This window comes from Pantoea piersonii (assembly GCF_003612015.1).
In the GTDB taxonomy this organism is placed as follows: Bacteria; Pseudomonadota; Gammaproteobacteria; order Enterobacterales; family Enterobacteriaceae; genus Pantoea; species Pantoea piersonii.
In genome coordinates this window covers 321,868-347,917 of the sequence record NZ_RARB01000005.1, presented here as the reverse complement: position 1 = coordinate 347,917, position 26,050 = coordinate 321,868, and the positions used below count along the sequence as shown (strand labels likewise).

General features: G+C 56.8%; 26 protein-coding genes and 2 pseudogenes. 13 read left to right on the top strand and 15 right to left on the bottom strand.

Annotation, left to right across the window (positions count from 1 at the left end):
• Position 1: 1 nt before the first annotated feature.
• The 9 genes and pseudogenes from D7S44_RS15850 to D7S44_RS15805 all read right to left on the bottom strand — a co-directional run bounded on the left by D7S44_RS15850 (position 2) and on the right by D7S44_RS15805 (position 9,486).
• The gene (locus tag D7S44_RS15850; RefSeq protein ID WP_120456471.1) at positions 2-1,114 is read right to left on the bottom strand and encodes an alkylhydroperoxidase domain protein; all 1,113 of its coding nucleotides are present in this window, start codon (positions 1,112-1,114) and stop codon (positions 2-4) included.
• Positions 1,111-2,121 carry a putative FMN-dependent luciferase-like monooxygenase gene (locus D7S44_RS15845; RefSeq protein ID WP_120456470.1) on the bottom strand — a complete coding sequence of 337 codons (1,011 nt, stop codon included), beginning with the start codon at positions 2,119-2,121 and terminating at the stop codon, positions 1,111-1,113. Before D7S44_RS15845 ends, D7S44_RS15850 begins: the two co-directional genes overlap by 4 nt.
• Positions 2,118-3,731: a dipeptide ABC transporter ATP-binding protein gene (locus tag D7S44_RS15840; protein ID WP_120456468.1), complete on the bottom strand. Its 1,614-nt coding sequence runs from the start codon at positions 3,729-3,731 to the stop codon at positions 2,118-2,120. The genes D7S44_RS15845 and D7S44_RS15840 overlap by 4 nt, the downstream gene beginning before the upstream one ends.
• Positions 3,728-4,582, bottom strand: coding sequence for an ABC transporter permease (locus tag D7S44_RS15835; RefSeq protein WP_120456466.1), 855 nt, complete (start codon positions 4,580-4,582; stop codon positions 3,728-3,730). Before D7S44_RS15835 ends, D7S44_RS15840 begins: the two co-directional genes overlap by 4 nt.
• Positions 4,579-5,523 carry an ABC transporter permease gene (locus D7S44_RS15830; protein ID WP_120456464.1) on the bottom strand — a complete coding sequence of 315 codons (945 nt, stop codon included), beginning with the start codon at positions 5,521-5,523 and terminating at the stop codon, positions 4,579-4,581. The genes D7S44_RS15835 and D7S44_RS15830 overlap by 4 nt, the downstream gene beginning before the upstream one ends.
• A 13-nt stretch (positions 5,524-5,536) precedes the next feature.
• Positions 5,537-7,168: a TIGR04028 family ABC transporter substrate-binding protein gene (locus D7S44_RS15825; RefSeq protein ID WP_120456462.1), complete on the bottom strand. Its 1,632-nt coding sequence runs from the start codon at positions 7,166-7,168 to the stop codon at positions 5,537-5,539.
• 456 nt (positions 7,169-7,624) lie between these two features.
• Positions 7,625-8,116 carry an Hcp family type VI secretion system effector gene (locus tag D7S44_RS15820; protein WP_120456461.1) on the bottom strand — a complete coding sequence of 164 codons (492 nt, stop codon included), beginning with the start codon at positions 8,114-8,116 and terminating at the stop codon, positions 7,625-7,627.
• Between the two features lie 242 nt (positions 8,117-8,358).
• Positions 8,359-8,553: pseudogene (locus tag D7S44_RS15810) on the bottom strand (tlde1 domain-containing protein); the annotation flags it as partial.
• A gap of 414 nt (positions 8,554-8,967) precedes the next feature.
• Positions 8,968-9,486, bottom strand: coding sequence for a DUF2778 domain-containing protein (locus D7S44_RS15805; RefSeq protein ID WP_120456457.1), 519 nt, complete (start codon positions 9,484-9,486; stop codon positions 8,968-8,970).
• Between the two features lie 581 nt (positions 9,487-10,067).
• Between D7S44_RS15805 and D7S44_RS15800 the strand changes: the two genes are divergently transcribed.
• The 8 genes from D7S44_RS15800 to D7S44_RS15765 all read left to right on the top strand — a co-directional run bounded on the left by D7S44_RS15800 (position 10,068) and on the right by D7S44_RS15765 (position 17,743).
• Entirely contained in the window at positions 10,068-11,066 is a 999-nt protein-coding gene (locus D7S44_RS15800) for an MsnO8 family LLM class oxidoreductase (protein ID WP_120456454.1), read from the top strand.
• Between the two features lie 21 nt (positions 11,067-11,087).
• Positions 11,088-12,245: an amidohydrolase gene (locus tag D7S44_RS15795; protein ID WP_120456453.1), complete on the top strand. Its 1,158-nt coding sequence runs from the start codon at positions 11,088-11,090 to the stop codon at positions 12,243-12,245.
• 79 nt (positions 12,246-12,324) lie between these two features.
• A complete protein-coding gene (locus D7S44_RS15790; RefSeq protein WP_120456451.1) occupies positions 12,325-13,638 on the top strand; it encodes an LLM class flavin-dependent oxidoreductase in 1,314 nt (437 codons plus the stop codon).
• A gap of 13 nt (positions 13,639-13,651) precedes the next feature.
• Positions 13,652-14,596 carry an ABC transporter substrate-binding protein gene (locus tag D7S44_RS15785; protein WP_120456450.1) on the top strand — a complete coding sequence of 315 codons (945 nt, stop codon included), beginning with the start codon at positions 13,652-13,654 and terminating at the stop codon, positions 14,594-14,596.
• A gap of 10 nt (positions 14,597-14,606) precedes the next feature.
• The gene (locus D7S44_RS15780) at positions 14,607-15,119 is read left to right on the top strand and encodes a GNAT family N-acetyltransferase (RefSeq protein ID WP_120456448.1); all 513 of its coding nucleotides are present in this window, start codon (positions 14,607-14,609) and stop codon (positions 15,117-15,119) included.
• 9 nt (positions 15,120-15,128) lie between these two features.
• Positions 15,129-16,058 carry an amino acid ABC transporter permease gene (locus tag D7S44_RS15775; RefSeq protein ID WP_120456446.1) on the top strand — a complete coding sequence of 310 codons (930 nt, stop codon included), beginning with the start codon at positions 15,129-15,131 and terminating at the stop codon, positions 16,056-16,058.
• Positions 16,042-16,836: an amino acid ABC transporter ATP-binding protein gene (locus D7S44_RS15770; protein ID WP_120456444.1), complete on the top strand. Its 795-nt coding sequence runs from the start codon at positions 16,042-16,044 to the stop codon at positions 16,834-16,836. Before D7S44_RS15775 ends, D7S44_RS15770 begins: the two co-directional genes overlap by 17 nt.
• Positions 16,837-16,846: 10 nt before the next feature.
• Positions 16,847-17,743, top strand: a complete 897-nt coding sequence (locus tag D7S44_RS15765; RefSeq protein ID WP_120456443.1) for an ABC transporter substrate-binding protein — start codon at positions 16,847-16,849, stop codon at positions 17,741-17,743.
• Between the two features lie 201 nt (positions 17,744-17,944).
• On the opposite strand, the gene D7S44_RS23345 is transcribed toward D7S44_RS15765, so the two are convergent.
• The 3 genes from D7S44_RS23345 to D7S44_RS15750 all read right to left on the bottom strand — a co-directional run bounded on the left by D7S44_RS23345 (position 17,945) and on the right by D7S44_RS15750 (position 19,234).
• Entirely contained in the window at positions 17,945-18,196 is a 252-nt protein-coding gene (locus D7S44_RS23345; RefSeq protein WP_147402113.1) for a hypothetical protein, read from the bottom strand.
• Positions 18,197-18,452: 256 nt separating this feature from the next.
• Positions 18,453-18,812: a hypothetical protein gene (locus D7S44_RS15755; RefSeq protein ID WP_120456439.1), complete on the bottom strand. Its 360-nt coding sequence runs from the start codon at positions 18,810-18,812 to the stop codon at positions 18,453-18,455.
• A gap of 68 nt (positions 18,813-18,880) precedes the next feature.
• Entirely contained in the window at positions 18,881-19,234 is a 354-nt protein-coding gene (locus D7S44_RS15750) for a DUF4156 domain-containing protein (protein WP_120456437.1), read from the bottom strand.
• Between the two features lie 443 nt (positions 19,235-19,677).
• Here D7S44_RS15750 and D7S44_RS23900 point away from each other — a divergent pair.
• From D7S44_RS23900 to D7S44_RS15730, 4 genes and pseudogenes are all read left to right on the top strand, one after another.
• Positions 19,678-19,854, top strand: a pseudogene (locus tag D7S44_RS23900) (bacteriocin immunity protein); the annotation flags it as partial.
• A 295-nt stretch (positions 19,855-20,149) separates the two neighbouring features.
• Positions 20,150-20,710 (top strand): non-canonical purine NTP pyrophosphatase, encoded by a 561-nt coding sequence (locus tag D7S44_RS15740; protein WP_120456436.1) that lies wholly within the window; start codon positions 20,150-20,152, stop codon positions 20,708-20,710.
• The gene (locus D7S44_RS15735) at positions 20,707-21,501 is read left to right on the top strand and encodes an SIR2 family protein (RefSeq protein ID WP_120456434.1); all 795 of its coding nucleotides are present in this window, start codon (positions 20,707-20,709) and stop codon (positions 21,499-21,501) included. Before D7S44_RS15740 ends, D7S44_RS15735 begins: the two co-directional genes overlap by 4 nt.
• A gap of 105 nt (positions 21,502-21,606) precedes the next feature.
• Entirely contained in the window at positions 21,607-21,957 is a 351-nt protein-coding gene (locus tag D7S44_RS15730) for a YebG family protein (protein ID WP_120456433.1), read from the top strand.
• A 352-nt stretch (positions 21,958-22,309) separates the two neighbouring features.
• Here the strand turns inward: D7S44_RS15730 and D7S44_RS15725 are convergent, their stop codons facing one another.
• The 3 genes from D7S44_RS15725 to D7S44_RS15715 form a co-directional block, all read right to left on the bottom strand.
• Positions 22,310-23,668 carry an amidohydrolase family protein gene (locus D7S44_RS15725; RefSeq protein WP_120456431.1) on the bottom strand — a complete coding sequence of 453 codons (1,359 nt, stop codon included), beginning with the start codon at positions 23,666-23,668 and terminating at the stop codon, positions 22,310-22,312.
• Between the two features lie 10 nt (positions 23,669-23,678).
• Positions 23,679-24,155 carry a heme-degrading domain-containing protein gene (locus D7S44_RS15720; protein WP_120456429.1) on the bottom strand — a complete coding sequence of 159 codons (477 nt, stop codon included), beginning with the start codon at positions 24,153-24,155 and terminating at the stop codon, positions 23,679-23,681.
• Between the two features lie 91 nt (positions 24,156-24,246).
• Positions 24,247-24,585, bottom strand: coding sequence for a cupin domain-containing protein (locus tag D7S44_RS15715; protein WP_120456427.1), 339 nt, complete (start codon positions 24,583-24,585; stop codon positions 24,247-24,249).
• A gap of 500 nt (positions 24,586-25,085) precedes the next feature.
• Between D7S44_RS15715 and D7S44_RS15710 the strand changes: the two genes are divergently transcribed.
• Positions 25,086-26,024, top strand: a complete 939-nt coding sequence (locus D7S44_RS15710) for an omptin family outer membrane protease (RefSeq protein ID WP_120456426.1) — start codon at positions 25,086-25,088, stop codon at positions 26,022-26,024.
• Positions 26,025-26,050: the final 26 nt, after the last annotated feature.

The window sequence follows — 26,050 nt, the reverse complement described above, 5'->3', positions numbered from 1 at the left end:
CTTATCCTTGTGCGTCAGAAGGCAGAAAGGGCTCGCCGAGCGTCAGCATCAGACGGTTTGCCCAGGCGAAGAAAGCGGTCGACTGCACCAGATCGAGCTGCGCCAGCGTATCCAGCCCCTGCTGGCGCAGCGCCTGAAGCTGCGCCTGGCTGGCGACGGGCGGCGTAACGGAGAGCGAGGCGGCGAAATCGATATCGGCGGCCCAGCGCGGCGACTGACCATGCGACAGCGCCGCGCCGGGCGCGACATTCAGCAGTTTCTGCACTGCATCTTTATCTTTAGAAAGCTGCGCCGCCTTGCGTGCATGTACCGAGGCGCAGTAAATGCAGCCGTTGATCTTGCTGGCTACCGTAGCGGCCAGTTCGCGTTCGGCGCGCGATAAACCGCCGGCGGTATAGAAGATGCCCTTGTCAGTCAGGGTGCGCTGCTCCAGCACCGGCTGGTTGCGCGCCAGCAGGCGGAAATAGTCGGAGTCGCTGTGGCCGAAACGCGCCAGAATCGCCTGCTCTTCGGCGTCAAACTCCGCCAGCGGCTTCGCCGCCAGCCAGGGTTCCCAGCCGAGTTCCGCCTGGGTAAAGGCGGTGGGCGCGGTTTGCCCGCTGGCGGTGCGTTCGGCGCTATGCCAGCGGCCTGCGACGGCGGCGCGCGGCGGGGGACTCGCCTCTTCACCCTGTAGCAGCCGCAAACCGGCAAGCAACCGACTCTGGAAGCTGATAAAGGCCACCAGCTGCGCCAGCGTGACTACGCCGCGCGCGCTCCAGCCAGCGTCGCGCAACGCCTGGATATGCTCAGGCGCGGCGGCGACCGGCTCAAAGGTAAGGCGTCTGGCAAAGGCCAGCGCCTGTGTCTGGCGCGCGGCGTCGCCGAGCGGCTGGAACGCCTGATGCGCGGCATAGTGCGCGCGCAGCCGTTCAGCGCCATGCCACTCCGCCACCTGCGCCGCCAGCGCGACGCGTTCAGTCAGCGGGAAATCGGCCTCCTGCTGGCTGAACAGCACCTCATAGCTGCCCTGCGTATGCCGGGTGGCGGCATCGCGCGTGGCGCGCGCCTGCGCCAGTTCGCTGGCGGGATCGATATCGGCCAGTTCGGCCAGCAGATCGTGGGATTGAGTCATGATTTCTCCTGAGAAGTCAGCGTGCGCAGCCAGGGCGCGATCTGTTCGGCGATAAGTTCAATGGAGCGCAAGGTATCGGCGTGCGACGGCTCGACGGAGTGCACCTGAAAAGAGATATCGGTAACGCGCGGCAGCACGCTGTCCTGCGCCAGCGCGGCGCGCACCCGGGCGGGATCGCCGATATGGGCGTCGAACTGCGCGAAAATATCGTCCAGCGACTCGCCACGCAGCGCATGCCCGGCGGCGCGATACTGCTGCGCCTGATGACGAATGCCCGGCTCGGCGACGCGACGCGCCCAGGCGTCCGAATCGGCGACAAAAGCGGTGCGCGAGGCGAGAATGCGCGGCGCGACGCCCGCAGGCAGCGCGGCAAGGTAGGCGTCGATAAGCGGGTTCTGTATCGCATCCAGCGCGCGCGCCGGATCCTCTGCCGGACCCGGCTGAGTGCGCGACAGCATCAGGCCGTGCCCGGCCGCTCCGGCGCGCGCCGCCCCCTCAGCGGAAAAGGTAGCGATCCAGACGCGCTGCGCCAGCTGCGGCGCGGCAGGGTAAAGATGATTATCGGGATGACCCAGCGAATCGCCGCGCCAGGCGCTGAGCAGCTGGTGCAGGTTATCGGCGAATGCGGCGGCGCGCTGTTCAAAGGTCAGGCCGAAGGGCAGAAAGGAGGCGGGCGTGCCGCCGGAGCCCAGGCCGATTTCCAGACGTCCCTCCGCCAGCAGATCCAGCACCGCCGCATCCTCCGCCACGCGCAGCGCATTCTCCATTGGCAGGGTGATGATCGCCGTACCGAGACGGATGGTGCGGGTATGCGCCGCCGCGTGCGCCAGAAAGACCAGCGGAGCGGGCAGGCCACCCTCCGCTTCGTGAAAATGGTGCTGCGCGATCCAGGCGCTGTCGAAGCCGAGCCGTTCGGCGTGCTGGATCTGTTCGGTTGCCAGACGGTAGCGCTGCTGCGCAGACACCTTCTCCAGCAGCCGGGTAAAAAAGCCAATGCGTCGCGTCATGCGGAAGCCCTCATTCGCTGAGTAAAGCGGGGAATAGCGGCGATCAGTTCGCGGGTGTAGGCGTGACGGGGAGCGGCAAACAGTGTGACAACGTCACCGCTTTCTACCACTTCGCCTGCACGCAGTACCGTGATGCTGTCAGCCATATGGCGCACCGTCGCCAGGTCATGGGTGATAAACAGATAGGTGAGGCCCAGCTCGTTCTGTAGCTGTTGCAACAGCAGCAGAATTTGCGCCTGAACAGTGACGTCGAGCGCCGAGGTCGCCTCGTCGAGCACCAGAATATCGGGGTTGAGGATGAGCGCGCGGGCAAGGGCGACGCGCTGGCGCTGGCCGCCGGAAAGCTCGCGCGCGCCGCGCGACAGGAGCCCGGCAGGCAGCGCCACACGCTCCGCCACCGCCTCGGCGCGCTGCCGACGTTCAGCGGCGCTGAGCCGTTCGAAATTGCGCAGCGGCTCCTCAATAATCTCCCGCAGCGTCTGACGCGGATCGAGCGAGGCGAAGGGGTTCTGATAGACAAACTGAATTTTACGCCGCAGCTGGCGCAGCGCTTCGCCGCGCAGCCCGCTGACCAGCGTGCCGTCCAGCGTGACGCTGCCGCTGTCCGCCTGTTCAAAGCCGAGAAGAATGCGCGCCAGCGTGGTTTTACCAGAACCCGATTCGCCTACCAGCGCATGGGTCGAGGCGCGCGCGACCTGGAAACTGACGTTATGCAGCGCCTGCAGCCGCTGGTTTTTACCCAGCGCAAAGGCTTTACCGATAGCGCTGACGCTGATAGCGGGCGTCGCCAGGCGGTCCGGGACGCGGCGCGTAATGCGATGCGGCGCGGCATCCCGCAGCAGCTGGCGGGTATAGGCGTGCTGCGGCGCGCCAACCAGCTGCGCGGCAGGCGCCGACTCCTGAATCTCGCCATTGCGGAACACCATAATGCGATCTGCGCGCTCGGCGGCTAACGCCAGATCGTGGGTGACGAACAACACGGCGGTGCCGGAGTCGCGGCGCAGCGCGTCGAGCAGATCGAGGATGCGCTTCTGCACCGTGACGTCGAGGGCGCTGGTGGGTTCGTCGGCAATAATAAGATCGGGGCTGAGCGCCAGCGCGATAGCGATCAGCACGCGCTGTTTCATGCCGCCCGATAGCTGGTGCGGATACTGAAGCGCCCGCTGTTCGGGATGGCTGAGGCCGACGCGGGTCAGCAGCTCCACCACGCGACGCTGGCGCTCTTCACCGTTGAGCGCAGTATGCAGGCGCAGGATCTCCTCGACCTGCGCGCCAACGGTTTTTACCGGATTAAGGGCGTTGCCGGGATCCTGCGGCACCAGGCTGATGCGCACACCGCGCAGTCGGTCGAGGCGTTTTTGCGACCAGTCGGCGATATCTTCGCCGTTCAGGCGGATCTCTCCGCCGTCGCGGCGGGCATTTTCCGCCATCAGTCCGATAATCGCCTGCGCGGTGGTGGTTTTACCGGAGCCTGATTCGCCTACCAGCGCCACCATTTCACCGGCCTGAAGTTCGAAGCTGACGTCGTGTACCACCTGACGCCATTGATGCCCGCTGCGATAGCTCAGGCTGAGATGTTTAACCGCCAGCAGCGGTAGAGATGTGCTCATCGGCGTCCTCCTGCAATCTGAACGCTGATGCGACTGGCGGCGAGCACCACGGCGATCACCAGCAGACCGGGGAACGTGGTCAGCCACCACGCGGTAGAGAGATAATTCCGCCCTTCGGCGATCAGCAGTCCCCATTCAGGCGCGGGTGGTGGCGTGCCATAGCCGAGAAAACTGAGCGTCGAGAGCGCCAGAATCGCCTGGCCGAACTGCAGCGCGGCGAAGGCAATCGCGGGCGTCAGCGCATTGGGGACAATATGGCGGCGCAGCACGGCGAAAAAGGTGCCGCCGCTGCCGAAGGCCGCTTCGACATAGTCGCTGTGGCGGATACGCACGACTTCGCCGCGCGTCAGCCGGGCAAAGCTGGCGATCGACGCCGCGCCCACCGCCAGCGCGGCGTGCAGCGTGCCGAAGCCGAGCAGGATCAATACGCTGAGCGACAGCAGCAGCGAAGGAATTGAGAGCAGGACATCGACGGCGCGCATGATCAGCGCCTCGGTTCTACCCCCGGTCGCGCCCGCCAGCACGCCGAGCGCACTGCCTGCCGTCAGCCCCATTGCCACCGCGATGGTCGCGGCGGAGAGCGACGCCGAGGCGCCGTAAACCATGCGCGCCCAGAGATCGCGTCCCAGCTGGTCGGTGCCGAGCCAGTGTCCCGCCTGCGGCGCAAGGCGCTGCGCGCCGGAGATGCCTTCAGTGGCGCTGTAGTGGGTAAAGAGCGTCGGCGCGATCGCCGCGCCTGCCGCCAGCAATAAAACCAGCCATGCCAGCCACAGGCCCGGCTGAATGCGCAGCGCCCGACGTCCAGCGGCCGGCGTGGCGCGCCGCGCAGAGGCGTAATCAACCAGGCTCACAGGGCACCTCCGGAAACAGGTTGCAAACGCGGGTCGAACAGCGGCATCAGCAGATCGACCAGCAGGTTGATCGCCACAAAGCCGAGCGCGGAGATCATCACCACGGCCTGAAGAACCGCGACATCCTGGTTATTGACCGCCTGCTGCGTCAGCTGACCGAGACCGCCGAGGCCGAACACGGTTTCGGTGATTAACGCGCCGGCGATTAGTTCGCCCAGCAGCAACCCGGCAATGGTCAGCACCGGCAGCATGGCGTTACGCAGTACGTGACGCCAGAGCACGCGGCTTTCGCTTGCGCCTTTGGCGCGTGCCACTGCCACAAAGGGCTGGGTAGAGACCTCGTCGATGCTGCGCAGCAGGATCTGCGCCAGCGGCGCGGAGATCGGCACCGCCACCGTCACGATCGGTAACAGCAAGCCCTGCCACGGTGAAGGATTGATTACCGGGATCCAGCGCAGCTGGAAAGAGAAGATCTGAATCAGCGCAATGCCGAGCCAGAAAGTCGGTATCGAGATAAAAAGCGCGGGCACCGACTGTAACAGCGACCGCACTCCGCGCAGCGCGGGCAGACGGGAGAGCGCCGCCAGCCCGAAGGCCAGCAGCGTCGCCAGCAGAAAACCGCACAGCGCCAGGCGCAGCGTGCCCGGCAGGCTGTCGGCGAGCTGCGCGCTGACTGCCACGCCTGCCTGTACCGAAAAGCCGAAATCGCCGTGCAGCATGGCGAACAACGTATGCAGATATTGCCGCCATAGCGGACTGTCCGCGCCGTAGGCGAGGCGCATCTCCGCTATCTGCTGTGGGCTTAGCCCAAGGTCGGGGTTCTGAAATTTGATCAGCACCGCGTCGCCGGGCAACACCTGCAGCAGGACAAAAGAGAGAGTAAAGGCCGCCCATAACACCAGCAGGCCGCTACTCAACCGATGCAGCAGATAGTGTCTCATCGTTCACCCCGCCTTAATGTTTTTCCAGCCAGACGCCGTAGAACGCCGGGCGGCCGACCGCTTCGAAGCGCAAGCCTTTCAGCCAGGGCGCGCCAGCGAAGACCTGCGGCTCCTCGAAGATCGGGATGACGTAGGCGTTATCCAGCAGATAGCGCTGCACGTCGCCAGTCAGCTGCAGGCGTTTCGCCGGATCGACCTCGGCGGAGATAGCCAGCAGCAGGTTATTCAGCCTGTCGTCGCGAAAGCTCCTGACTTTGTCGCTGGAGCCGCCTTTTTGCAGCAGCGCGTCGCGGTTGGCGGGATAAAACTGACTTTTCACTACATCCGGATCGGCGCGGCCCACTTCCGAGACGGTAAGCGGCGTCTTCAGCGGATCGAGGCTGTCGAAGGTTTTGCTGCCGGCGTCGCCCGCTTTAACCGTCAGCGCAACGCCAACCTGACGCCACTGCTGGGCGATTAGCTGCAATACCTCTTTGTTTTGCGGCTGCGGCAGCGATTCATAAACCGTCAGCGCCAGCGGTTTGCCCTCTTTTACGCGAATGCCGTCGGCACCCCTTTTCCAGCCCGCGTCGTCCAGTAGCTTTTTCGCCTGTTCCGGGTCGAATGTTAATTTATCGCTGAGGTCGACGAAGCCCGCCGCGCTGGCGGCAATGACCGATTTCGCCTGCGGATAGGCGGGGGAGAAGAGGGTATCAACTACCTGTTTCGCATTAGTGGCGTGCAGCAGCGCCTGACGCACGCGCAGATCGCTTACCAGCGGATTGTCGGGGCGGAAGCTGATGCTGTCGTTCACGCCGCGCGTCGGTGCCGCGTAGAGAGGAAACTGCTGGTCCTTCGCCTGTTTCTCATCATAAGCCTGCACCTGGCGGATCACGTCTGCCTGGCCCGCCAGCAGGGCGCCGATGCGCACGCTGTCTTCCGGCGTGACGATGATTTTTATGCCGTCAAGGTTGGCCGGACCCTGCTGCTGCGCATTTTTCGGCCCCCACTGATAATCCTTACGCGCGGTCAGATCGACCTCGCGGCCCAGCTTTTCGTCGCTGACCACAAAGGGGCCGGAGCCGATAATATGGCGCGCGTCGCCAAGCTGGTCGAAATTACGCGCCAGCGTACTGAGCGAGACAAGGCCGGAGCCGATGGTCGCGGTGCCCTGTAAAAAACCGGGTGACGGTTTTTTAAAATAAAACTTCACCGTCAGCGGATCGATAACTTCGCTGTGATCATAGTTATTAATCACCTCGGATACCGGCAGGCGTTGCGCTTTATTTCCCAGCCCGTAGGTGTCGAAGTTTTTCGCGACTGCACTGGCATCCAGCGGCGTGCCGTCAGAAAAGGTCACGCCAGGGCGAATTTTAAAGGTGTATTCGGTGTTATCCGCATTGCTGCTCCAGCTCTCCGCAATCCAGGGCTCGACCTGTAGCGTCTCAGGATTTTGCCAGGTGAGCTTATCGGTGATCTGATTAAGTATGCCGCCGTTGGGATAGAAGCCGCCGGCGGGCGGATAAAGCGTGGTGTGCGCCTGCTGCTCAAGGTAGATCAGCGTGCCGCCTTTTACCGGCGTCTCCGCCGCGTGAACCGTGAAACTCCCTGCAAGCAGAGCAAAAGCCAGTGCGCGCGGCAGCGGCGAAAAATGAAATCGCGTCATGTGAATTCCTTTGTTATCAGCTGCCTCAGAGGCGGAATTCATCATCGGACGCGGCGCAAGGCAAATGAACCAACGAATTGAGCAAAGCTTATCTGAAAATAACAAATGGCGGTTCGCACAGGCGAACAGCGTTTATCACAGAAGGCAGCGGATATATTTTTTGGTTATGTTTTTTGGGGATAAATAAGACAGTCTTCCTGGTGCGAGGGAAATGGCACTATGCCATTTTTTAATTTTCTTTTTAAAAGTAAGGGGGTGATTGCCGTCCAGAGGCCAGAACTGGTTTACGAAAATGCTATAGATTTTCTTAAGTGTAATGTCCGCTAATGACATTCATTTTGCGTAAAAACGGCAGGAAACCTGCCGGGTATGCTCCTTATGGGGCGCGAAAATTTTAACGCCTGCTCTTAAAGAGGAAGCCATAGATGATAAAAATAAAATTTAGCGATGTGTAATTCAGGATGTGCGACGCTCATTCCATGAATCTGTATACTGGATATTACCATCAACAATTTTCCAGCTGATTTTTTCATACTGTAAGCTTACGCTCTCAACGTGATTCATTTTTTCATTCCCTGCTAATTTAACATTAGGCACGCCACAATTGACGCCGGTGATTTTGACGTTTTCCATCAGCACGCTGTAATAGCAGACTTCCTGTCCGGCATCGTCGATGTGATAGAAACAAATTTCTGCACTTTTAAGCGTCTGGCCAGTAGCCGCAGCCTTGTAAAGATAAGGGGTTGAGCTATCAACCTCTTTTTCGATCATCATTGCTGAATGTTGACGCGTGCCAGTGATTTTACCCGTTGCGCTGTCTACGGGCAGATTAATACCATGACTTAATCCGAGAATTTCTATACTGCCTTCGCGATCCTGAACGTCTACAGAGCCTTTAATATCGGCGCCGCCGTCATCTTTTAACCACATATAGGGAGGGATTGGCATATTAATGTGTCCTTATTTTACGAAAGGTTTTCATTATAGTTAAGTAAATTAGTGCAGTGATTAAGGTTACTATAACTACATCGGTATAAAAATAAGCATCATCGAGTGATTCAGCGTTTATATCTCCGCTTATAACAAGATCCAGTTTGCATGCAAAATCATGACTTATGAAACTATCTGGATTCGAGAGCGTTCTTCCTGTGGTAATGAAAATTGTTATTAATAATGTTACTTTAGCGAACTTACGGGCAAGTATTCGTGCCATTGGATATTACCTCAATCCAGCCACGAGCCATTAGTGAACGCATACAAGGAACCTGTACCAACGTTGTATTAAGCAGTGCATTCCTGATAAGTGCATAATCAGTATCATGGGCAATGGTTATGCATCCTTCTGATAAAGTGCCAGGATGCAATCTAAAAATTCCGCGATAAATCGGCGTCCTTTAAAATAAAAGTTCCCGGCAGAGCCATTTAATTGTTCCTTTAGCGAGTGCAAATGGCATTAACACCTTGGAGATCCTGCACGTCTACAGAGACTTTAATGCCGTTGTCGTCGTCTTTTTCCAAATACAGGGAGGAATTGGCATTCATCTACTCCTTATTTTATAAATAATTTTTGCTGAAATAACATACAGGAAAACAGCTGATAACGTTGACGCTACTATATCAGTGAAGAAAAAGAGATCATCGAAGTTCTCCTGGCTTGAATATCCATAAAGCCAGTGGGAGAATTTTGACGAAGTTTCATAACTTATGAACTTTGAAGCATCGATGAACATGGCAGATATATAAAAAAAAAGAGAAAAAGGATGGTTTTAGAAAACCACCTGATTAGTCTTTTAATGATTTTAAGAACAGGTATTCGATGCATTAGCAATTACCTCAACCCAGCCGCGAGCCATCAGGGAGCGCATACAAGGAACTTGCATGGGCGTGGTTCTTAATAATGCATTCCTGATTATCGCGTAGTCAGAGTTGTGAGCGATAGTTATACATCCCTTTGACACGGTGCCGGGATGAAGGCGAAACAGGCCTCGGTGAACACCATCTACCCATGTACCGTCATCTATTCCGAAATCATCTTTATATAGAGCAAACCATTCCGAATGGCTAAATTCAGCACCGTGAAATATTTTGTTAAACAAATCTTTAACACCGGAAATTTTTCTGGAAATAAACCCGCCCTCTCCACGTTCTACTATCCAGTATTTACCAGGTGGAATTGGTCCATTAAATGCTATGGCCTTGCACCCCGCATGATTACGATATATTCCATTGCCTGAGTGCGCCATGAATACGCCAACGCCGTAGAGATTAAAAGGCGCGTAATCGGCATCGTTTAATATAAAAGTCCCTTGTAGAGCCATTTACTTGTTCCTTTAGCCAGTAAAAAGTATTAACCGCCAGCCAGGGCATGAAAGACTTGTCTGAGAGAGTGTAGGACGAACAACTATTTTATATTAATTAATTTACTTATTTAGTAAATATATCTCCTGAAAGTATTGCTTCCCATTTAGGAGGGGATGTTACTTATCAAGTCCGCCGCTTTTGATTGTTATGTTTATATGCTGTGGTTTTAAAGCGGGGTTCAATTAACTCCAGAAAGCCAAATTTTTGCTTCCTCTGCTCACCCAAGCGTCTCTTTCGGTAATTACTGGTTAGTGTTACTTCTTCTGTTTTGTCACCATCACTCACCGTCAGTCTATATGCCTGTTTCGGCAAAACATTCCCGTTTAGTTTGTTAGCCCTGTCCCACCAGGGAAAGTAAATAAACATATACAAAGAATCCGCACATAATTGCATGTTTTATAAAGGTGTTGTAGTGGAACCCAGCATCCGATCTACCCGATATGAATAAATTAAATATGTATGAAACAATAACATGTTTTACGAACTATTAACCTCGCCTCACACTGAGCTGCAACTGAATATGAATGAGGAAAGGTGAATGTCATATCGTCTGAGTCTGCTGGATAAATCACCGGTGCTGGCGGATGAGTCGGCCAGCAGCGCGTTGCAGCGCACATTGCAGCTGGCGCAGCTGGCGGAACGCTGGGGCTATCACCGTTTCTGGCTGGCTGAACACCACAATATCGCGCAGCTGGCGAGCCCGTCGCCGGAAGTGCTGATCGCCTGGATTATCGCGCAGACGCAGCACATTCGCGTCGGCTCCGGCGGCGTAATGCTGCAACACTACAGCCCCTATAAGGTAGCGGAAAACTTCAACCTGCTGGCGTCGCTGGCACCGGGCCGCATCGACCTGGGCGTCGGCAAAGCGCCGGGCGGGCTGCCGCTATCGACCCGCGCGCTGCAGGCGGGCGTAAACGCAGAGGCGAAAGGGAGCTTTGCCGATCAGCTGCGCCAGCTAAGCCAGTGGCTCGATGCGGCGCCGCAAAAGGCGGTCGACGAAGAGAGTCTGTACGCCACGCCGCTGCCGTCGCGCCCGGCCAGCCGCTTTCTGTTGGGCGCCAGCGAAGAGAGCGCGACGCTGGCCGCGCAGCAGGGCTGGCAGCTGGTATTCGCCGCGCACCTCAACGGCGACAGCCAGCTAATGGAGAATACCCTCGCTACCTACTATCGCCTCAGCGGTCAACGCGCCCTCGTCGCGGTCCAGGCGGTGGTGGCTGACTCTCCGGCTGAAGCGGATTTACTGGTAAACGGCCTGCGTCACTATCACGTTAAGGTCAACGGTGGGCAGGGAGTCAACGTCGGCAGCCTGGAGCAGGCGGAACGCTACGTGCGCCAGGGCGGCTTTACTGATTATGTTATCGAGCCGCGTACGCCTTCGCTGCTCAAAGGCACCGCCGCGCAGGTGCGTGCCCAGCTGGACGCGCTGCATCAGCGCTATGCCGTCGAAGAGTTCATTATTGATACGCCGATCGGCGAGCCGAAAGCGCGCATACGTTCGCTGGAGCTGCTGGCGGCCACCCATCTGGTCGCGGCCTGACCCTGGCGGAGGGAAACAGCGATGAGCACTACTTTTGATTCACAGCTGATTGCGTGGCGTCGCGAGCTGCATACCTGGCCGGAGCTTTCCGGCAAAGAAGAGGCGACCACCGCGCGCCTGCGCGCGTGGCTGCAGGCGGCGGATATCAGGCTGCCTGATTACGCGTTGAAAACCGGGCTGGTCGCGGAGATCGGCCAGGGCGACGCCCTGATCGCGCTGCGCGCCGATATTGACGCGCTGCCGGTGCATGAAACGAGCGGTATGCCTTTTCACTCGCGTCATCCCGGCGTGATGCACGCCTGCGGCCATGACGTGCATAGCGCGGTGATGCTGGGCGCGGCGCTGCTGCTGAAGCAGCATGAAGCGCAGCTCAAGGGCCGCGTGCGCATCCTGTTCCAGCCCGCAGAAGAGATCGCCGCCGGCGCGCGGCAATTTATCCATGCCGGCGTGCTGGAGGGCGTACAGGCGATCTTCGGCATGCATAACGAGCCGGGCCTGCCGACCGGCGTTTTCGCCACGCGCGGCGGCGCGTTCTACGCTAATGCCGATAAGTTTATTATCCGCGTCAGCGGCAGGGGGGCGCACGCGGCCCATCCCGAAGAGGGCACAGACGTTATCGTCGCCGCCAGCCAGATTATCCAGGGGCTGCAAAGCCTGACCAGCCGCAGTTTCAATACTCTCGACAGCCTGGTGCTGAGCATTACGCGTATCGATGCAGGCAAAACCTGGAACGTGCTGCCCGGCAGCGCGGAGTTCGGCGGCACCGCACGCACCCACGATCTCAACGTGCGCGCCGGGCTGGAAGCGCGCGTGCGTGCGCTGGTGACCCATTTCGCCGAGGCGGCGGGCGCGGAAGCGACCCTGAGCTGGCATGCGGGGCCGCCGGTGCTGGTCAACGATGCGCACTGGGCGCGCGTCGCCAGCGAGATCGCCGAACAGGCAGGCTATCGCGTGCAGACCGCCGATCTGCATCTCGGCGGCGAAGACTTTGCGTTCTACCTGCAGCAGGTACCGGGCGCGTTCGTCAGCATCGGCAGCGCCAGCGCGTTCGGCCTGCATCACGCCTCTTTTAACCCCGACGAGGCGCTGATCGCGCCCGCCGCGCGCTACTTCGCACAGCTGGCGCAGCACGCGCTGCAACAGCTTAACGCGCGATGTCGCGACGCCATCCTGACCTGATCCCCTGAACTGAACGGCATTCGCGCGGCCCGATCCGCCGCGCGCGATGCACCGCTGCCACAAAAACAGAGAGAACATCATGACGAAGAGAGAACTTCGACTGGGCACCATTCTGCATGGCGCATCAGGCAATATGTCCGCCTGGCGGCATCCCGCCGCGCAGGCTGATGCCAGTATCAGCTTCGACTACGCGAAACGCATCGCACGCAAGGCGGAAGAGGGCAAACTCGATTTTCTGTTTGTCGCCGACGGCCTCTATATCAATGAAAAGTCGATCCCCCATTTCCTGAACCGCTTCGAGCCGCTGACGCTGCTGTCGGCGCTGGCGGGCGTCACTGAACATCTGGGGCTGGTGGGAACGGTATCGACCTCCTACAGCGAACCTTTTATTACCGCGCGTCAGTTCGCCAGCCTCGATCACCTGAGCGGCGGCCGGGCGGGCTGGAACGTGGTGACTTCGCCGCTGGAAGGCTCGGCGAAAAACTTTTCGCGCAGGCAGCATCCGGAACATGCGCTGCGCTATCGCATCGCCGACGAATATCTCACCGTGGTGAAAGGGCTGTGGGATTCGTGGGAAGAGGGTGCCTTCGTACGCGATAAAGCGAGCGGCAAATTCTTTGACGCCAGCAAGCTGCACGCCATCGACCATCATGGTGATTTCTTTCAGGTGGCCGGGCCGCTGAATATTCAGCGCACGCCGCAGGGGCGTCCCATCGTTTTCCAGGCGGGTGCGTCCGAAGATGGCAAAAAGCTGGCAGCGCGTCATGCCGACGCCATTTTCACCCATCAGGCGACGCTGGAAGAGGCGCAGGCGTTCTACCGCGACGTGAAGCGGCAGCTGGTGGACAATGGCCGTCAGCCGGAAGATCTGCATATCTTTCAGGGCGTAAGCGTTATCGTCGGCGACAGCGCCGAGGATGTGGAGCAGCAGTATCAGACCACCGCCGCGCTGGTCTCTGTTCAGGATGCGCTGAACTATCTGGGCCGCTTCTTCGATCACCATGACTTTTCGCAGTACCCGCTGGATGCGCCTTTCCCGGATATCGGCGATATCGGCCAGAACAGTTTCCGCAGCACGACCGATGAGATCAAACGCAAGGCGCGCGAACACCACCATACGCTGCGCCAGGCGGCGCTGGAAGCGGCGACGCCGCGCCCGCTGTTTCACGGCACGCCGGAGCAGGTCGCAGACGGCTTACAGCACTGGTTCGAGCACTTCGCCGCCGATGGCTACATCATTCAGGGCGGTACTCCCGATACCTTTGAACGCTTCGTCGACCGCGTGGTGCCGGTGCTACAGGCGCGCGGTCTGACGCGACGCGACTATCCCGGCACCACCCTGCGCGCCAGCTTTGGCCTGAAGGAACCGGTCAATCAGTTCTCACAACAATAAGAGCACCTTCGCTATGCAGAATAATAAAACTTACATCGCCGCTCTGCTGCTGCTGACCGCCGTCGGCTCCGCTTACGCCGCAGGGACCAGCGTCGCGTACAACGGCCAGCGCGTCAGCCTTGAAGCCAATAAAGCGCCCATTCATACCGCAAAAAATGACCAGGCAGTGGCGCAGTTGCCCGCGGGCCATCGCTTTGTGGTGCCGGGCGCCTTTACCGTGGCGGTCGCGGCGCAGAATTCGCCGCCGCTGACGGTCTTCTCGGACGATAACAAAACCCTGCTGGGCAGCGAGGTGGATATCGCCCGGCTGGTGGCTGACAGTCTTGGCCTGAAGCTCAACGTTGTACCCACCTCCTGGGAAGACTGGCCGCTCGGCGTCGCCTCCGGCAAATATGACGCGGCTATCTCCAACGTCACCGTAACCAAAGCGCGCAAAGAGAAGTTCGATTTCGCGACTTACCGCCGCGATACGCTCGGTTTCTACGTTAAGGCCGACAGCAAAATCAAGGCGATCGGCAAGCCGGAAGATATTGCCGGACTGCGCATTATCGTCGGCTCCGGCACCAATCAGGAGGCGGTATTGCTGGCATGGGATAAAGCCAATCAGGCGAAGGGACTGAAACCTTTCTCTCCGATCTATACCAAAGACGACGCCTCTCAGACGCTGGCGCTGCAGTCGGGCCGTGCTGACGCTTATTTCGGACCAAACGTTATCGGCGCCTGGAAGGCGGCGCTGACCGGCAAAACGCGTCTGGTGGGCAGTTTCGACGGCGGCTGGCCGAAGGTGGCGCATATTGCCGTTACGGTGAAAAAAGGCAGCGGCCTGGCCGAGCCGATCAGCACCGCGCTTAACGGCGTGATCCAGAACGGCGACTATCTCAAGGTGCTGAACCGCTGGGGCGAGGGCGTGGAGAAGATCGACCATTCAGAAATCAATCCGCCTGGACTGGGCGACTGAGAGGTGAAGCATGAGCCAGCTAACTTTTCGCGAGGTGTCGCCGGAAGCACCTGAGCTGCAGCCGATTTTAAGCGGACTTTTCGCCTTTTACGCCTCGCGCTACGGCGACTTTTTCCGCAGTAGCCAGGAAGTGGAGAAGACCGAATGGTATCTGCCGCCGCATGGCCTGTTTATCGTGCTGGAGCGCAACGGCGAGATTATCGCCATGGGCGCCTATAAGCCCTTTGACGCAGAGACCGCCGAACTGAAGCGTATCTGGACGCGCGGCGATCTGCGCCGTCAGGGGCTGGCGCTGCAAGTGGTGCAGGAGCTGGAGCGGCGTGCGCGGCGCGCGGGCTACCGGCGTCTCTACCTCACCACCGGCTTTCGTCAGCCGGAAGCGGTGCGTCTCTATCGCGCGCACGGCTACCAGCCACAGTTTGACCCCAGCGGCGATCTGGAGCGCTACGGGCAACCGCCCTACGACGGCCGTCTGCGTTTTACCAAAGTTATCGACGTCAACGGCGTCGCCCAGGCGAGTTAAGGAGCGAAAATGAACGGCGATCATCAACAGTTAAAAGTGGTGCCGGCGCGTTATCCGGCCCGCACCCTGGGGGCGCTTGTCGCCCTGTTTATTCTGGCTGGCGTAACCGAGTCGGTAGCGCTTAACCCACGCTGGGAGTGGGGCGTATTCGCCCGCTGGTTCTTCGACCCGGTGATCCTGCACGGTCTGGGGCAGACGCTGCTGCTGACGCTGCTCGGCACCCTGTTCAGCCTGATTTTCGGCGGCGTGCTGGCGCTGGCGCGCCTCTCTTCGTCATGGCTGCTCAGCGGCCTGGCCTGGGGCTACATCTGGCTGTTCCGCTCGCTGCCGCTGATTGTGGTGCTGATTATTCTTTATAACTTTTCCTATCTCTACGACACGCTGTCATTTGGCATCCCTTTTACCGCGCTGGCCTGGGGACATTTCCAGACCATTAACGTGCTGGGGCAGTTTCCGGCGGCGGTGATCGGCCTGACGCTGGTGCAGGCGGCTTACAGCGCGGAGATCATTCGCGGCGGCTTTCTCGGCGTCGATCATGGACAGACAGAGGCTGCCTCGGCGCTCGGCCTCTCCGCGACGCGCCGTACCTTCCGCATTATTTTGCCGCAGGCGCTGCGCGCCATTATTCCCACCGCCTTTAACGAGATCATCAGCCTCGCTAAAGGCACGGCGATGGTTTACGTGCTGGCGATGCCGGAACTTTTTTACACCATCCAGATGATCTACAACCGCAATCAGGAGGTTATTCCGCTGCTGATGGTGGGCGCCGCCTGGTATCTGATTATCACTACGGTGCTGTCGGTGATCCAGCACGGCGTCGAGCGCTGGCTGGCGCGCAGCGTAACCCGCGATGCGCAACCTTCGCGCTGGCGCCAGTGGCGCAGCCGCCTGAACCCCGTCGCCGTAAATGAGGAGATTAGCCATGTCCGAAGCCATTGATTACCGTAAGGCGCATACCGCCGGTGCCATCAGCATCACCGGCGTCAGCAAAAGCTACGGACGCCATAAGGCGCTGGATAACGTCTCGCTTGAGCTGGATCCCGGTTCGGTAACGGTGATTGTCGGCCCGTCCGGCTCCGGCAAATCGACATTGCTGCGTACGCTTAATCATCTGGAGCGCGTCGATGAGGGATTTATTCAAATCGACGGTGACTATATCGGCTACCATCGGCGCGGCGACAAACTTTATGAGCTCAAGGAGAAGGCGATTTTGCGCCAGCGCATTAACGTCGGCTACGTGTTCCAGAACTTTAATCTGTTTCCGCATCTGACGGTGCTGCAAAACCTTATCGAGGCGCCTGTCGCGCATCGCCAGCTCTCGAAGCGCGACGCCGTTACGCGCGCGGGCGAGCTGCTGGACATTGTCGGGCTGCGCCATAAAGCCGACGCCTGGCCGCGTCATTTGTCCGGCGGCCAGCAGCAGCGTATCGCTATTGCGCGGGCCCTGATGCTTAACCCGCGCGTCATGCTGTTTGACGAACCGACGTCGGCGCTCGATCCAGAACTGGTCGGCGAAGTGCTCGACGTGATTAAAAAGCTGGCGCAATCGGGCACCACGCTGGTGATTGTGACGCATGAAATCGGCTTCGCGCGCGAAGTGGCGGATAACGTCGTGTTTATGGTAGATGGCAAAATCGTCGAACAGGGCAGCGCGACGCAGGTGCTGAATAATCCGCGCCATGAGCGCACGCGCCGCTTCCTGGCGCGCGTGTTATAGGGCAAACAAGATGAAACGTTTTTTACTCGCCGCGCTGCTGCTCGGCGCGGGCCAGCCTGCGCTGGCGGAACCGCTCGACGCCACGAAAAATGAGACGCCGATTGACGCGCCGATGAACCCAGAGGCGATAAACAAAATCCCGCAGGGCTTCCATTTTATCGAGCCGGGCTATCTGACCGTGGCGACCACCAGCAACAACTCGCCGCCGCTTGGGCTGCTGGCGAGCGACAATAAAACGCGCATCGGCAGCGACGCCGATTTTGCCCGGCTGCTGGCGGATAGTCTTGGGCTGAAGCTGCGCCTGGTGCCCGCCTCGTGGGAGGACTGGCCGCTCGGCGTAACGGCCGGACGCTATGACATCGCGCTGTTTAATATCGCGGTGACGGAAGAGCGCAAGAAGAAGTTTGACTTCGCTACCTACCGCGCCGATGGTCATGCGTTTCTGGTAAAGGCAAATAGCGCCATCAGCGCCATTAACAAAGCGGAGGATATCGCAGGGCTGCGGATTATTGTCGGCTCCGGCACGAATCAGGAGCGTATTCTGCTCGGCTGGGATGAGCAGAACCGCGCGAAAGGATTAAAGCCGGTGACGCCGGTTTATCTCACTGACGAGGCGGCGGCAACGCTAACGCTGCTCTCAGGGCGTGCCGACGCGCTGTTTGGGCCGCAGTCGATGGCCGCCTGGAAGGTGGCTTCGCGCAGCGATATGAAGATTGTCGGCTATGGGCCGGTGCGATCCTGGGTGGCGGTGACAACCAAAAAAGGCAACGGTCTGGCGGCGGCACTGCAGACGGCGTTGAACGGCACCATGAAAGGCGGGCAGTATCAGCAGGTGCTGAAGCGCTGGGGTGAGCAGAATGAGGCGATAGAAACGTCGCAGGTGAATCCGGCTGGAATTGTTTACTGACGCTGTCTGCAACAGGGAGAGGGGCTTTGGTTAACTCCCGCATCCGTTTCTGCTCAGTCGCCGGTTGCAGGAAGCGCAGCAAAAAGGGGGCAGATTGCAAAAGGCGGCGGGAATGCAAACCTGCAGTGCAGGTTATTTACTTTAATAATCAGGGCATCACTTTGCGAACAGTGCGTGATGGACGCTTCTGATGTAAACGATTTACTCACAGACTTTGAAAATCAAACGATACATAACATGGAGAATATGTTTAAGGAAAATATCTATATCCGTCGCGTTGGCGTTTATCACACAGGTCCCGGTATCGAAGGCCTGAACAAACTGGCGCTGCTGCATGATAAAAAAGACGCCGACAATGGCCATCAGGACAATACCTGTTCCCGTCCTCAACCGGTAACGGCTGAAAAGGCAGAACTTTTTTTCTGTTAAACTTTTTGAGCCGTCGTTGAGCATAAATGGCGTCCTGGTAATAATAAAATTAAAAGTAATCATACCATAGAGTCTGGCGCTACGTTGCTAACGCGCGGCATAATTTACATGACTTGCTGAGTACTGTATTGACCTTTATCAATACAATGCGCTGATTTATTGTCGGGAGATGTGCAGCAGACGCGATGCCATATCCATTCGCCTGACTTTCATGAAAATCCGAATAATCAGGAAACGCCAGCAATAATAGCGCGTTGCTCCTTAACAGGCGAACTCGTGGTTAAGCGTTTGGCTGGGAAAAAGAGATCGGCCGACACTGTTTATTTATTTCATCCTCAATGTCGCGTGCCTTCGCGTGCTCCACCAGCCCTTTAAATTTTCGCTTAAGTTCGATGCCAGACGGGGTGCAATCATTGAGATTAGCCAGGTATACGGCTGCGCTATAGGCGTTATAGCACCGTTCTGCATCCGCTACATGCTTTTTACATTCGCTAAACAGACGAAAGGTAGCGTTCGGTGCTTTAACCAGTCGTTCAATTTCAGGGTTGCTTCGCACTGATTTCAGCACTTTTGGCATGATTACCAGGCTTAATATTAGGGCGCTTATAGAGAGAAGCGTGATAAAACATTTGTAGGACATATTTCCGCCTTGGCATGTTTTGCCTTTCTTCTACTCTATCCTGATCCCATCGGAACGCCTTGCTAAAATTAATTACAGCGCCATGCTCCCCCGGTAATCACGACATTCGTCTCCTGAGAACCGCCGCCTGAACCGTCATAGTAGCCGCTGGTGCCAGCGCGGTTGGTAATTAATGAAACGGTGTTGCCGCCCAGTTTTGCTGTCTGGTTACGCAGTGAGTTCAACGCGCCCGTTTCCAGATTTGCATTCGATGTCCATCCTCCGGTAAGAAAATTATCTTGATCGCCAGTAACCGTGCCTAAGAAAGTACAGTCACCTTTTGGATCGCCATTCATGACTCTGACATTTTGCGCGTTTGCATCCAGATGATTTGCGCTACAGGCAGTAAGGAATAATGGAAGGAGTAGCAATAACTTTTTCATTAAAGAGACCTTGAGTTGCAATCTGACAGGAAGACATAAGCCTATTTCAAAAAAATTATATCCAGATGAGCTTAAATATAAGCTCAATGAGCCTTCCCCTGCTGCACGGTTTACTGTGGTGACGTTTTATTTTTGTTTGGCAGCATGGCTGACTTTGTTAATTTAAAACATGCTTTATGATCAAGAACTCTGTTGTGAAGAATAATAGCGAATAATTGTCAGAAATAGCGTTGCTTTCGATCGGCTGCAGCACGAGTTCTTTTTGCAAGCGTCCGCTGCCATCTTTTTTCTGAAACGCGTTTTATCATTAACATCGCAGCCGTATGAAAACTGGCGTCTCTCCCTGCCTGACGGGGGCTAAACGGGCAGGCTGTCTTCTATCCTTTGAAATTCACTTAAATAAGTCAGGCAGGATGGAACTTAAGTGAAATTTCCAGGATTACACAGAAGGTGCGTTCACCCAGCGGGTGAGCGAAATTTTCAGCGCTGAAGGCAGTGAAACATACCAGGCGAGGCTGCTGGATAATTTCATTGCTGCAGGCGAGCATCCTGATGGTTCAGACTGGATTTTTTACAATGACGACCCCGGCTTAACAGCGGAAAACATCTCGAAACAGTGAAAGCGCGGCGAAACGCCAACGGCAAGCCGGGGTTCAAAACCGAATCTTTTACCGCCTGCCTCAACCGACTAACTGAAGCGGGTAAAAACAGGTTGGGAAACGCAAAAGGTGGGGCAGCGGCCTTTGCGCGCCATTCGCTGCCAGCAGTATAATTCTTTTAGTCCCTTCTTTGCGTCAGCTAGACTCTACTCCATCAGCCACGTCTTTTTACGTGGAGCAGCAAAAAACAGGATAACAGGCAGGAACAAATTTTCCTGCGCTCCTGATAAAACCATAATAATTTTAAAGGTTTGAAATGAAAATCCGCTTTCTGTCAGCCCATGAGCATAAGCTGACCGAGGTACGCAAAATCCTCGAACCGGTCGGCGTCGACGTACTGCCCATCGCGCGCCGTATCGAAGAAATCCAGACGGAAAACGAACTTGAACTGGTCCGCGACAAGCTGACCAAGGCGTTTTCCATTATCGGACGTCCGCTCTTTGTCGAACACACCGGGCTCTATCTCGACGGACTGAACGGTTTGCCCGCCGGCCTGACGCGCATCTTCTGGAACCGGCTAGAGGCTGAACGTTTCGCCAAGCTGGTGCAGGGGCTGGACAGCCAGGCGGTGACGGCGAAAACCGTGCTGGGCTACTGCGACGGACGCAAAATGTATCAGTTTCATGGCGAAGTACGCGGCACTATCGCAGCTAAGCCCGCCGGGCCGCGCGAGTTTCAGTGGGACTGCGTTTTTATCCCGGAAGGCTATAACCAGACCTTCGCTGAAATGGGCGAGCTTAAAAACGAGATCTCCATGCGTAAGCTGGCGCTCGATCGCTTCGCCGACTTTTTGAAAAACGCCCGAGGAGTGGCATGAAACCTGAACTGAAACGCGCCTACGATTCCGGCAAACTGATTCTGTTCGCTGGCGCGGGAATATCACGCAATCTGGGCTTGCCGGAGTGGCATGAACTTATTGCCCATCTGGCTAACGAGCTGGGCTACGATCCCAAAATATTTAATACATACGGGACTCATCTGTCGCTGGCGGAATACTACAAACAGAAAAAGGGCTCGCTGGGGCCGCTGCGCAGCTGGATGGATCGAGAATGGCATCGGCCAGACATTGATGTCCGATCGTCCGAAATTCATACGATGATTACGCAGGGCAATTTCAGCCGTATCTATACCACCAATTACGATCGCTGGCTGGAAGCGGCGCACGAGGCGCACGGCGTGCCCTACAGCAAAGTCGCGAACGCTGCCGATCTGGTGGCGCTGACCGAAGACAAGCGGCATATCATCAAGCTGCACGGCGATTTCGACGACGATACCTCCATCGTACTGGATGAAAGCAGCTATTTTGAACGCCTCTATTTCGACTCACCGCTTGATATCAAACTGACGCACGACGTGATGGGAAATTCGGTCCTGTTTGTCGGCTACAGCATCAGCGATTTTAATATTCGCCTGTTGTTCTACCGTCTGACCAAAATGTGGAGCAGAACAGGGCTGGCTACCGCGCGTCCGAAATCTTATCTCTTTACTAACCGCAACAATCCCGTGGCGCGTGAAGTGCTGGGACAATGGGGGATCGAGATGATCGTGTCGGAAGAGGACGACCCGCGAAAAGCGCTGGCGGAATTTCTCAATGATTTGATTTCATAAGAAAAAATATTCATCCCTTCAGCACGGCGACGCATTTTAAAAAAGGATGCAATCTCGCCACAGGAGAGATATACTGTATATATTAACAGTATCGGAGAGGCAAAAATGGCTGTCGAAATTAAATACGTAGTCGTCAAGAAGGGTGAAGAGAAAATGACGTTTGCCAGCAAAAAAGAGGCGGATGCCTACGATAAGATGCTCGATATGGCGGAGGCCTTTACCGACTGGTTAGCGCAGCAGCAACCCGATATGGATGAGTCTCAGGCAGAAACCCTTGGCCTGCTGCTCGCCGAGCAGAAAGATGCGATTCAGCATATTCTGCGCACCAGCAAGCTGCCAGACGCCGCGGATTCAGCGGACGCGACGAAAAAGGTTCGCGCAACAGAAAATGCTGATGAGAGCGTTGAAGGCGAAACCGCACAGGCAAAGAAAGTGCGCGCCGTTAAAGCTGCTTAATTCCTTATAAAAAACGCGTCGCAGCGCTTTCGCTTGCGGCGCGTTTTTATTTTACAGGAAGGATATTTATCGTCAGGGTCACAGATATGTCAGACCCGCAGGTCTCGCCTGTGTCAGCGAGCGAACAGAGAGAAAGTGCCGAAATAGTAGCTCGCCATCCACGCCACATAGAACAGCCAGACCACTAAACCCACCGTCAAACCCATTTTACCTGTCATAAGCCTGCCTCCATTAAATGTGCGGTTGTACAAACCGTTGACACAAATTGACAGAAGGTGTCCTGACGTGGATTGTTCTGGATCAAAAAACCTGCATACAGCGGTGAAATGCCAAAACGGCTCAGATCAATAATTTATTTTTTAGCCGCGCGCTGCTTTGTTCTTTCCGCCGAACGCTGTGCGCTGGCCAGCACTTCGGCGAGACTGACGCCGTTCAGTTTCCCGTGCTGCTTTATCACGCGACCATCGACGATAACCGTGGTTACATTTTGCGGCTGCGCTGAATAGAGCAGCAGGGCTGCCGGATCGCCGCCGCCAAAGCCGCTCATGTTCAGCGTATCGGGCGTGATGATTTGAATATCGGCGCGTTTACCCACCGTCAGCGATCCCGTTTCTTTATCCAGACCGAGCGCTTCAGCGCCGCCAAGCGTCGCCATTCTTAATAGCTGGCGTGGTTTAGGCAGGGCTTCGTCAGCCGCTGCGCCGCTCATCGTCAGCGCCGCCAGGCGCATATTCGCAAACATATCGCCGCTGCCCGCCAGGCTATTGCCGTCAATGCCGAGCCCGAGACGCGTGACCGACGCGAAATGATCGAGCCGGGTCAAGCCGTAACCAACATGCTCCTCGCTTAAGGGCGTAACGGCCAGCGACGCGCGGGCTTTTTCCAGCGCCTGAAGCTGTGCTGGACGGGCATCGGTGGCGTGTACCAGCGTAACAAAGGGCGCAAGATAGTGCCGCGCAATCAGCGCATTAAACATGGCGTCCGGCTCGCCGCTGATATGCACCTGTACAGGCAGATGATGATCTCTGGCCCACTGGTATTCGCGATCGCGCATCGCCCAGTTCTGCTCATCTTTTAGCTCGCGCGGCAGACGCCACGCGAGACCCACTCTCACGCGCGGATCGTGGCGATCGGCCAGCGTGGCGGCGTGCTTCGTGTCGATGGGAAAGCGCGTTGTTTTATCCGGGCCGCCGTAAAAGAGGATGGCGCGAATGCCTGCGTCTCTGAGCGCGCTAAAGCCGGCATCGCCCCATGCCGGGCCGTGAATGTTATCGAAGAAGTCGCCGCTGGTGGTGATACCGCCATTTACTAGTTCCAGCGCGCCGGTATAAATGGCGGTATAGATATCCTCTGGCTGCATCGCCTGACCCAGCGCGCTGCTGACGGGGAAAAATTTCCCCTCGCCGTTGCGAAACTGACCGCGCATGGTGGTCACCCAGAGATGAGAGTGGGCATCGACAAAGCCGGGCAGAACAAAGCTGCCCTTTGCTTCAATGACCTCAGCATCTGGCGCCGAGAGGTGCTCGCCGACAGCGACGATAGCATTATTGCGGATAAGGAGATCGCCCTGCGGCAGATCGTCGCCGTCGGACGTCATCGGCATCACATAGCCGCCGCGGATTAACACCGTTTTATCCGGCGCGGCGCTTACCACGCTGGTCAGTAGCGCAAAAAGCAGCGCGCTTAGCGCAGGTGAGCCGTATCTCGTCATCCTCTTTCCTTTATTCGGCCTGGCTCAGGTGACGCTGGAGCTGCTGAATGCCCCACAGAGCGAGCTGATGATCTTCTTCTGAGGGCAGTCCACTGACGCTGACCGCGCCAAAGACGACGCCGGACATATTAATTAACGGGAAAGAGCCGCCGTGATCGGTATAGTCGCTCTGCGCTATCCAGTTCTGTTGCTCCATTGGTTTGCCGTTCTGCTGGTTGTTCAGGCCGACTAACATTGAGGCGTGGCCAAAACGCAGGACGGTGTTGCGCTTGCGCGTCATCCAGGCGAGGTTATCCGGGCTGGAACCGGGCAACGCAGCGAGAAAAAGCGTTTGACCGAAGGCGTAAACTTCAATCGCGACGGGCCAGTTTTCTGCGCTGGCGCGCTGCTGGAGGCTCTGTCCGAGTTGCCAGGCGAGCTGGAAATCAAAATGAGATAAGCGGCTTTCAGATTGCTGTTGCTGGATATCCTGCGCGGTTAGCTGCATAGTTACGCCCTGTTAAATGGAATGTAAATTCCATTTAACATAGCAATAAACGTTTTTTTCCGCTACGTGGAGGGGAACGTCAGCGAGATATTCAGAGAAGGTCGGTGCGATCGCCGCGCGTGGTCGGGTGGGAGATCACCAGAAATTCGACGTCGCTATCGCTTTCATTGCGAGCCTGATGTTTCGCCTGCGGCGGGATTTCCAGCCCCTCATGCGCGCTGAGCGAATGAACCTCCCCTTCAAGTTCCATTCGTAGCGTTCCGCTTAAAACAAAAAAGAACTGTCTGCTCTGCGCGTGATAGTGGCGTATTTCCTGCGTTTTAGGTGGCATACGCTCATGAATAACGCTGAGATCCTGTCGCTTAAGCAACGTCCAGCCATCGCACTGGGAACCCCATAAATAGTGTTCGGCATTCTCTTTTGACACCATGCTAATGTCTCTTTTGTCAGGAGGAGACATTAACATAGCAATTTTATCCGTCAGTCACATCTGCTCTGATATTACCTGCCGTTAAAATTTGGCTTAGTGGCTGTCTTGAAAATATTTCAGGTGCTGCCAGGGAATGTTATTTGTGCGCATTTATTGCTCACTCCGGCATTAAGTCAAATAAACACCAGACCACGCTCTAAAGAGAAGCTCTGTGCTTTTATGTAGCGATATGACGTTAACTGCGGGAAAAATAAACCCAGGTAAAGCGGCAGGAAAGGGAGGGGCAGTAATAGAATCACCTGCGGCATGGCTAAAATGCATTCATTTTTTTGCGCTGACCAGTGAGAGGTTATCGTCGGTTATTCGCCGACCATTAATTAATTTTGTTTAACTCACGTCGCTGTTTTTTTATCGAAAAACTTACACTTGCCTGACGAAATCCTGCCTTTTATTCTGTGCGCGCTATTCAAGGATAACTTAATTTTCACTCAGGATATTAAATGAAAAAGAGCACCGTTGCGGTAATGATGATGGCCGCGCTTTCAGGAACCGCGTTTGCCGCATCCTCTCCTTTTACGCCGAATTTCTCTTCTGACAGCCTCAGCGTTTCCACCTCGGTGGGCATGCTGGGCGGAAAATCTAAAGAGCTGGTGTATGACGCCAGTAATGCGCGTAAAGTCAGCCAGCTTGACTGGAAAATCAGGAACGTCGCTATTCTGAAAGGCGACATCGCCTGGGATGCCTTCTCCTTCCTGACGCTGAACGCGCGCGGCTGGACATCGCTGGGTTCCGGTTCGGGTCATATGGATGACTACGACTGGCAAAATGCTCGCCAGTCGGGCTGGACCGATCACTCGTCACATCCGAGCACCGATGTGAACTACGCCAACGAATACGATCTGAACGTGAAAGGCTGGTTCCTGCAGGATGACAACTATAAAGTCGGCGCGGTCGCGGGCTATCAGGAGACGCGCTTTAGCTGGACAGCCTATGGCGGCACGTTTAACTACGACAACGGCAACTTTATCGGCAGCTTCGCCGATCGCGAGCGCGGTATTGGTTACAGCCAGCGCTTCTCTATGCCTTATGTCGGTCTGGTCGGCCAGTATCGCATTAACGATTTCGAGTTCAACGCGCTGTTTAAATTTAGTGACTGGGTACGCGCCCATGACAACGATGAACACTATATGCGCGACCTGACCTTCCGCGAAAAAACCTCCGGTTCACGTTACTACGGCGCAGCGGTCGATGCAGGCTACTACCTGACCGAACATGCGAAAGTATTCGCTGAGTTTACCTGGAACAAATACGAAGAAGGTAAGGGCGGCACGCAGGCGATTTATAATCCAACCGGCGAGTCGGTCTCCTATGGCGGCGACGCGGCGGGCATCTCCAACAAGAACTATACGATGACGGTTGGTCTGCAATATCGCTTCTGATGAAATAAAAAACCCGCCGTCGGCGG

Coding starts and splice junctions, on each gene's coding strand:
- D7S44_RS15850 (WP_120456471.1), bottom strand. CDS start 1,114: ATGACTCAATCCCACGATCTGCTGGCCGAACTGGCCGATATCGATCCC.
- D7S44_RS15845 (WP_120456470.1), bottom strand. CDS start 2,121: ATGACGCGACGCATTGGCTTTTTTACCCGGCTGCTGGAGAAGGTGTCT.
- D7S44_RS15840 (WP_120456468.1), bottom strand. CDS start 3,731: ATGAGCACATCTCTACCGCTGCTGGCGGTTAAACATCTCAGCCTGAGC.
- D7S44_RS15830 (WP_120456464.1), bottom strand. CDS start 5,523: ATGAGACACTATCTGCTGCATCGGTTGAGTAGCGGCCTGCTGGTGTTA.
- D7S44_RS15825 (WP_120456462.1), bottom strand. CDS start 7,168: ATGACGCGATTTCATTTTTCGCCGCTGCCGCGCGCACTGGCTTTTGCT.
- D7S44_RS15820 (WP_120456461.1), bottom strand. CDS start 8,116: ATGCCAATCCCTCCCTATATGTGGTTAAAAGATGACGGCGGCGCCGAT.
- D7S44_RS15805 (WP_120456457.1), bottom strand. CDS start 9,486: ATGGCTCTACAAGGGACTTTTATATTAAACGATGCCGATTACGCGCCT.
- D7S44_RS15800 (WP_120456454.1), top strand. CDS start 10,068: ATGTCATATCGTCTGAGTCTGCTGGATAAATCACCGGTGCTGGCGGAT.
- D7S44_RS15795 (WP_120456453.1), top strand. CDS start 11,088: ATGAGCACTACTTTTGATTCACAGCTGATTGCGTGGCGTCGCGAGCTG.
- D7S44_RS15790 (WP_120456451.1), top strand. CDS start 12,325: ATGACGAAGAGAGAACTTCGACTGGGCACCATTCTGCATGGCGCATCA.
- D7S44_RS15785 (WP_120456450.1), top strand. CDS start 13,652: ATGCAGAATAATAAAACTTACATCGCCGCTCTGCTGCTGCTGACCGCC.
- D7S44_RS15780 (WP_120456448.1), top strand. CDS start 14,607: ATGAGCCAGCTAACTTTTCGCGAGGTGTCGCCGGAAGCACCTGAGCTG.
- D7S44_RS15775 (WP_120456446.1), top strand. CDS start 15,129: ATGAACGGCGATCATCAACAGTTAAAAGTGGTGCCGGCGCGTTATCCG.
- D7S44_RS15770 (WP_120456444.1), top strand. CDS start 16,042: ATGTCCGAAGCCATTGATTACCGTAAGGCGCATACCGCCGGTGCCATC.
- D7S44_RS15765 (WP_120456443.1), top strand. CDS start 16,847: ATGAAACGTTTTTTACTCGCCGCGCTGCTGCTCGGCGCGGGCCAGCCT.
- D7S44_RS23345 (WP_147402113.1), bottom strand. CDS start 18,196: ATGCTCAACGACGGCTCAAAAAGTTTAACAGAAAAAAAGTTCTGCCTT.
- D7S44_RS15755 (WP_120456439.1), bottom strand. CDS start 18,812: ATGTCCTACAAATGTTTTATCACGCTTCTCTCTATAAGCGCCCTAATA.
- D7S44_RS15750 (WP_120456437.1), bottom strand. CDS start 19,234: ATGAAAAAGTTATTGCTACTCCTTCCATTATTCCTTACTGCCTGTAGC.
- D7S44_RS15740 (WP_120456436.1), top strand. CDS start 20,150: ATGAAAATCCGCTTTCTGTCAGCCCATGAGCATAAGCTGACCGAGGTA.
- D7S44_RS15735 (WP_120456434.1), top strand. CDS start 20,707: ATGAAACCTGAACTGAAACGCGCCTACGATTCCGGCAAACTGATTCTG.
- D7S44_RS15730 (WP_120456433.1), top strand. CDS start 21,607: ATGGCTGTCGAAATTAAATACGTAGTCGTCAAGAAGGGTGAAGAGAAA.
- D7S44_RS15725 (WP_120456431.1), bottom strand. CDS start 23,668: ATGACGAGATACGGCTCACCTGCGCTAAGCGCGCTGCTTTTTGCGCTA.
- D7S44_RS15720 (WP_120456429.1), bottom strand. CDS start 24,155: ATGCAGCTAACCGCGCAGGATATCCAGCAACAGCAATCTGAAAGCCGC.
- D7S44_RS15715 (WP_120456427.1), bottom strand. CDS start 24,585: ATGGTGTCAAAAGAGAATGCCGAACACTATTTATGGGGTTCCCAGTGC.
- D7S44_RS15710 (WP_120456426.1), top strand. CDS start 25,086: ATGAAAAAGAGCACCGTTGCGGTAATGATGATGGCCGCGCTTTCAGGA.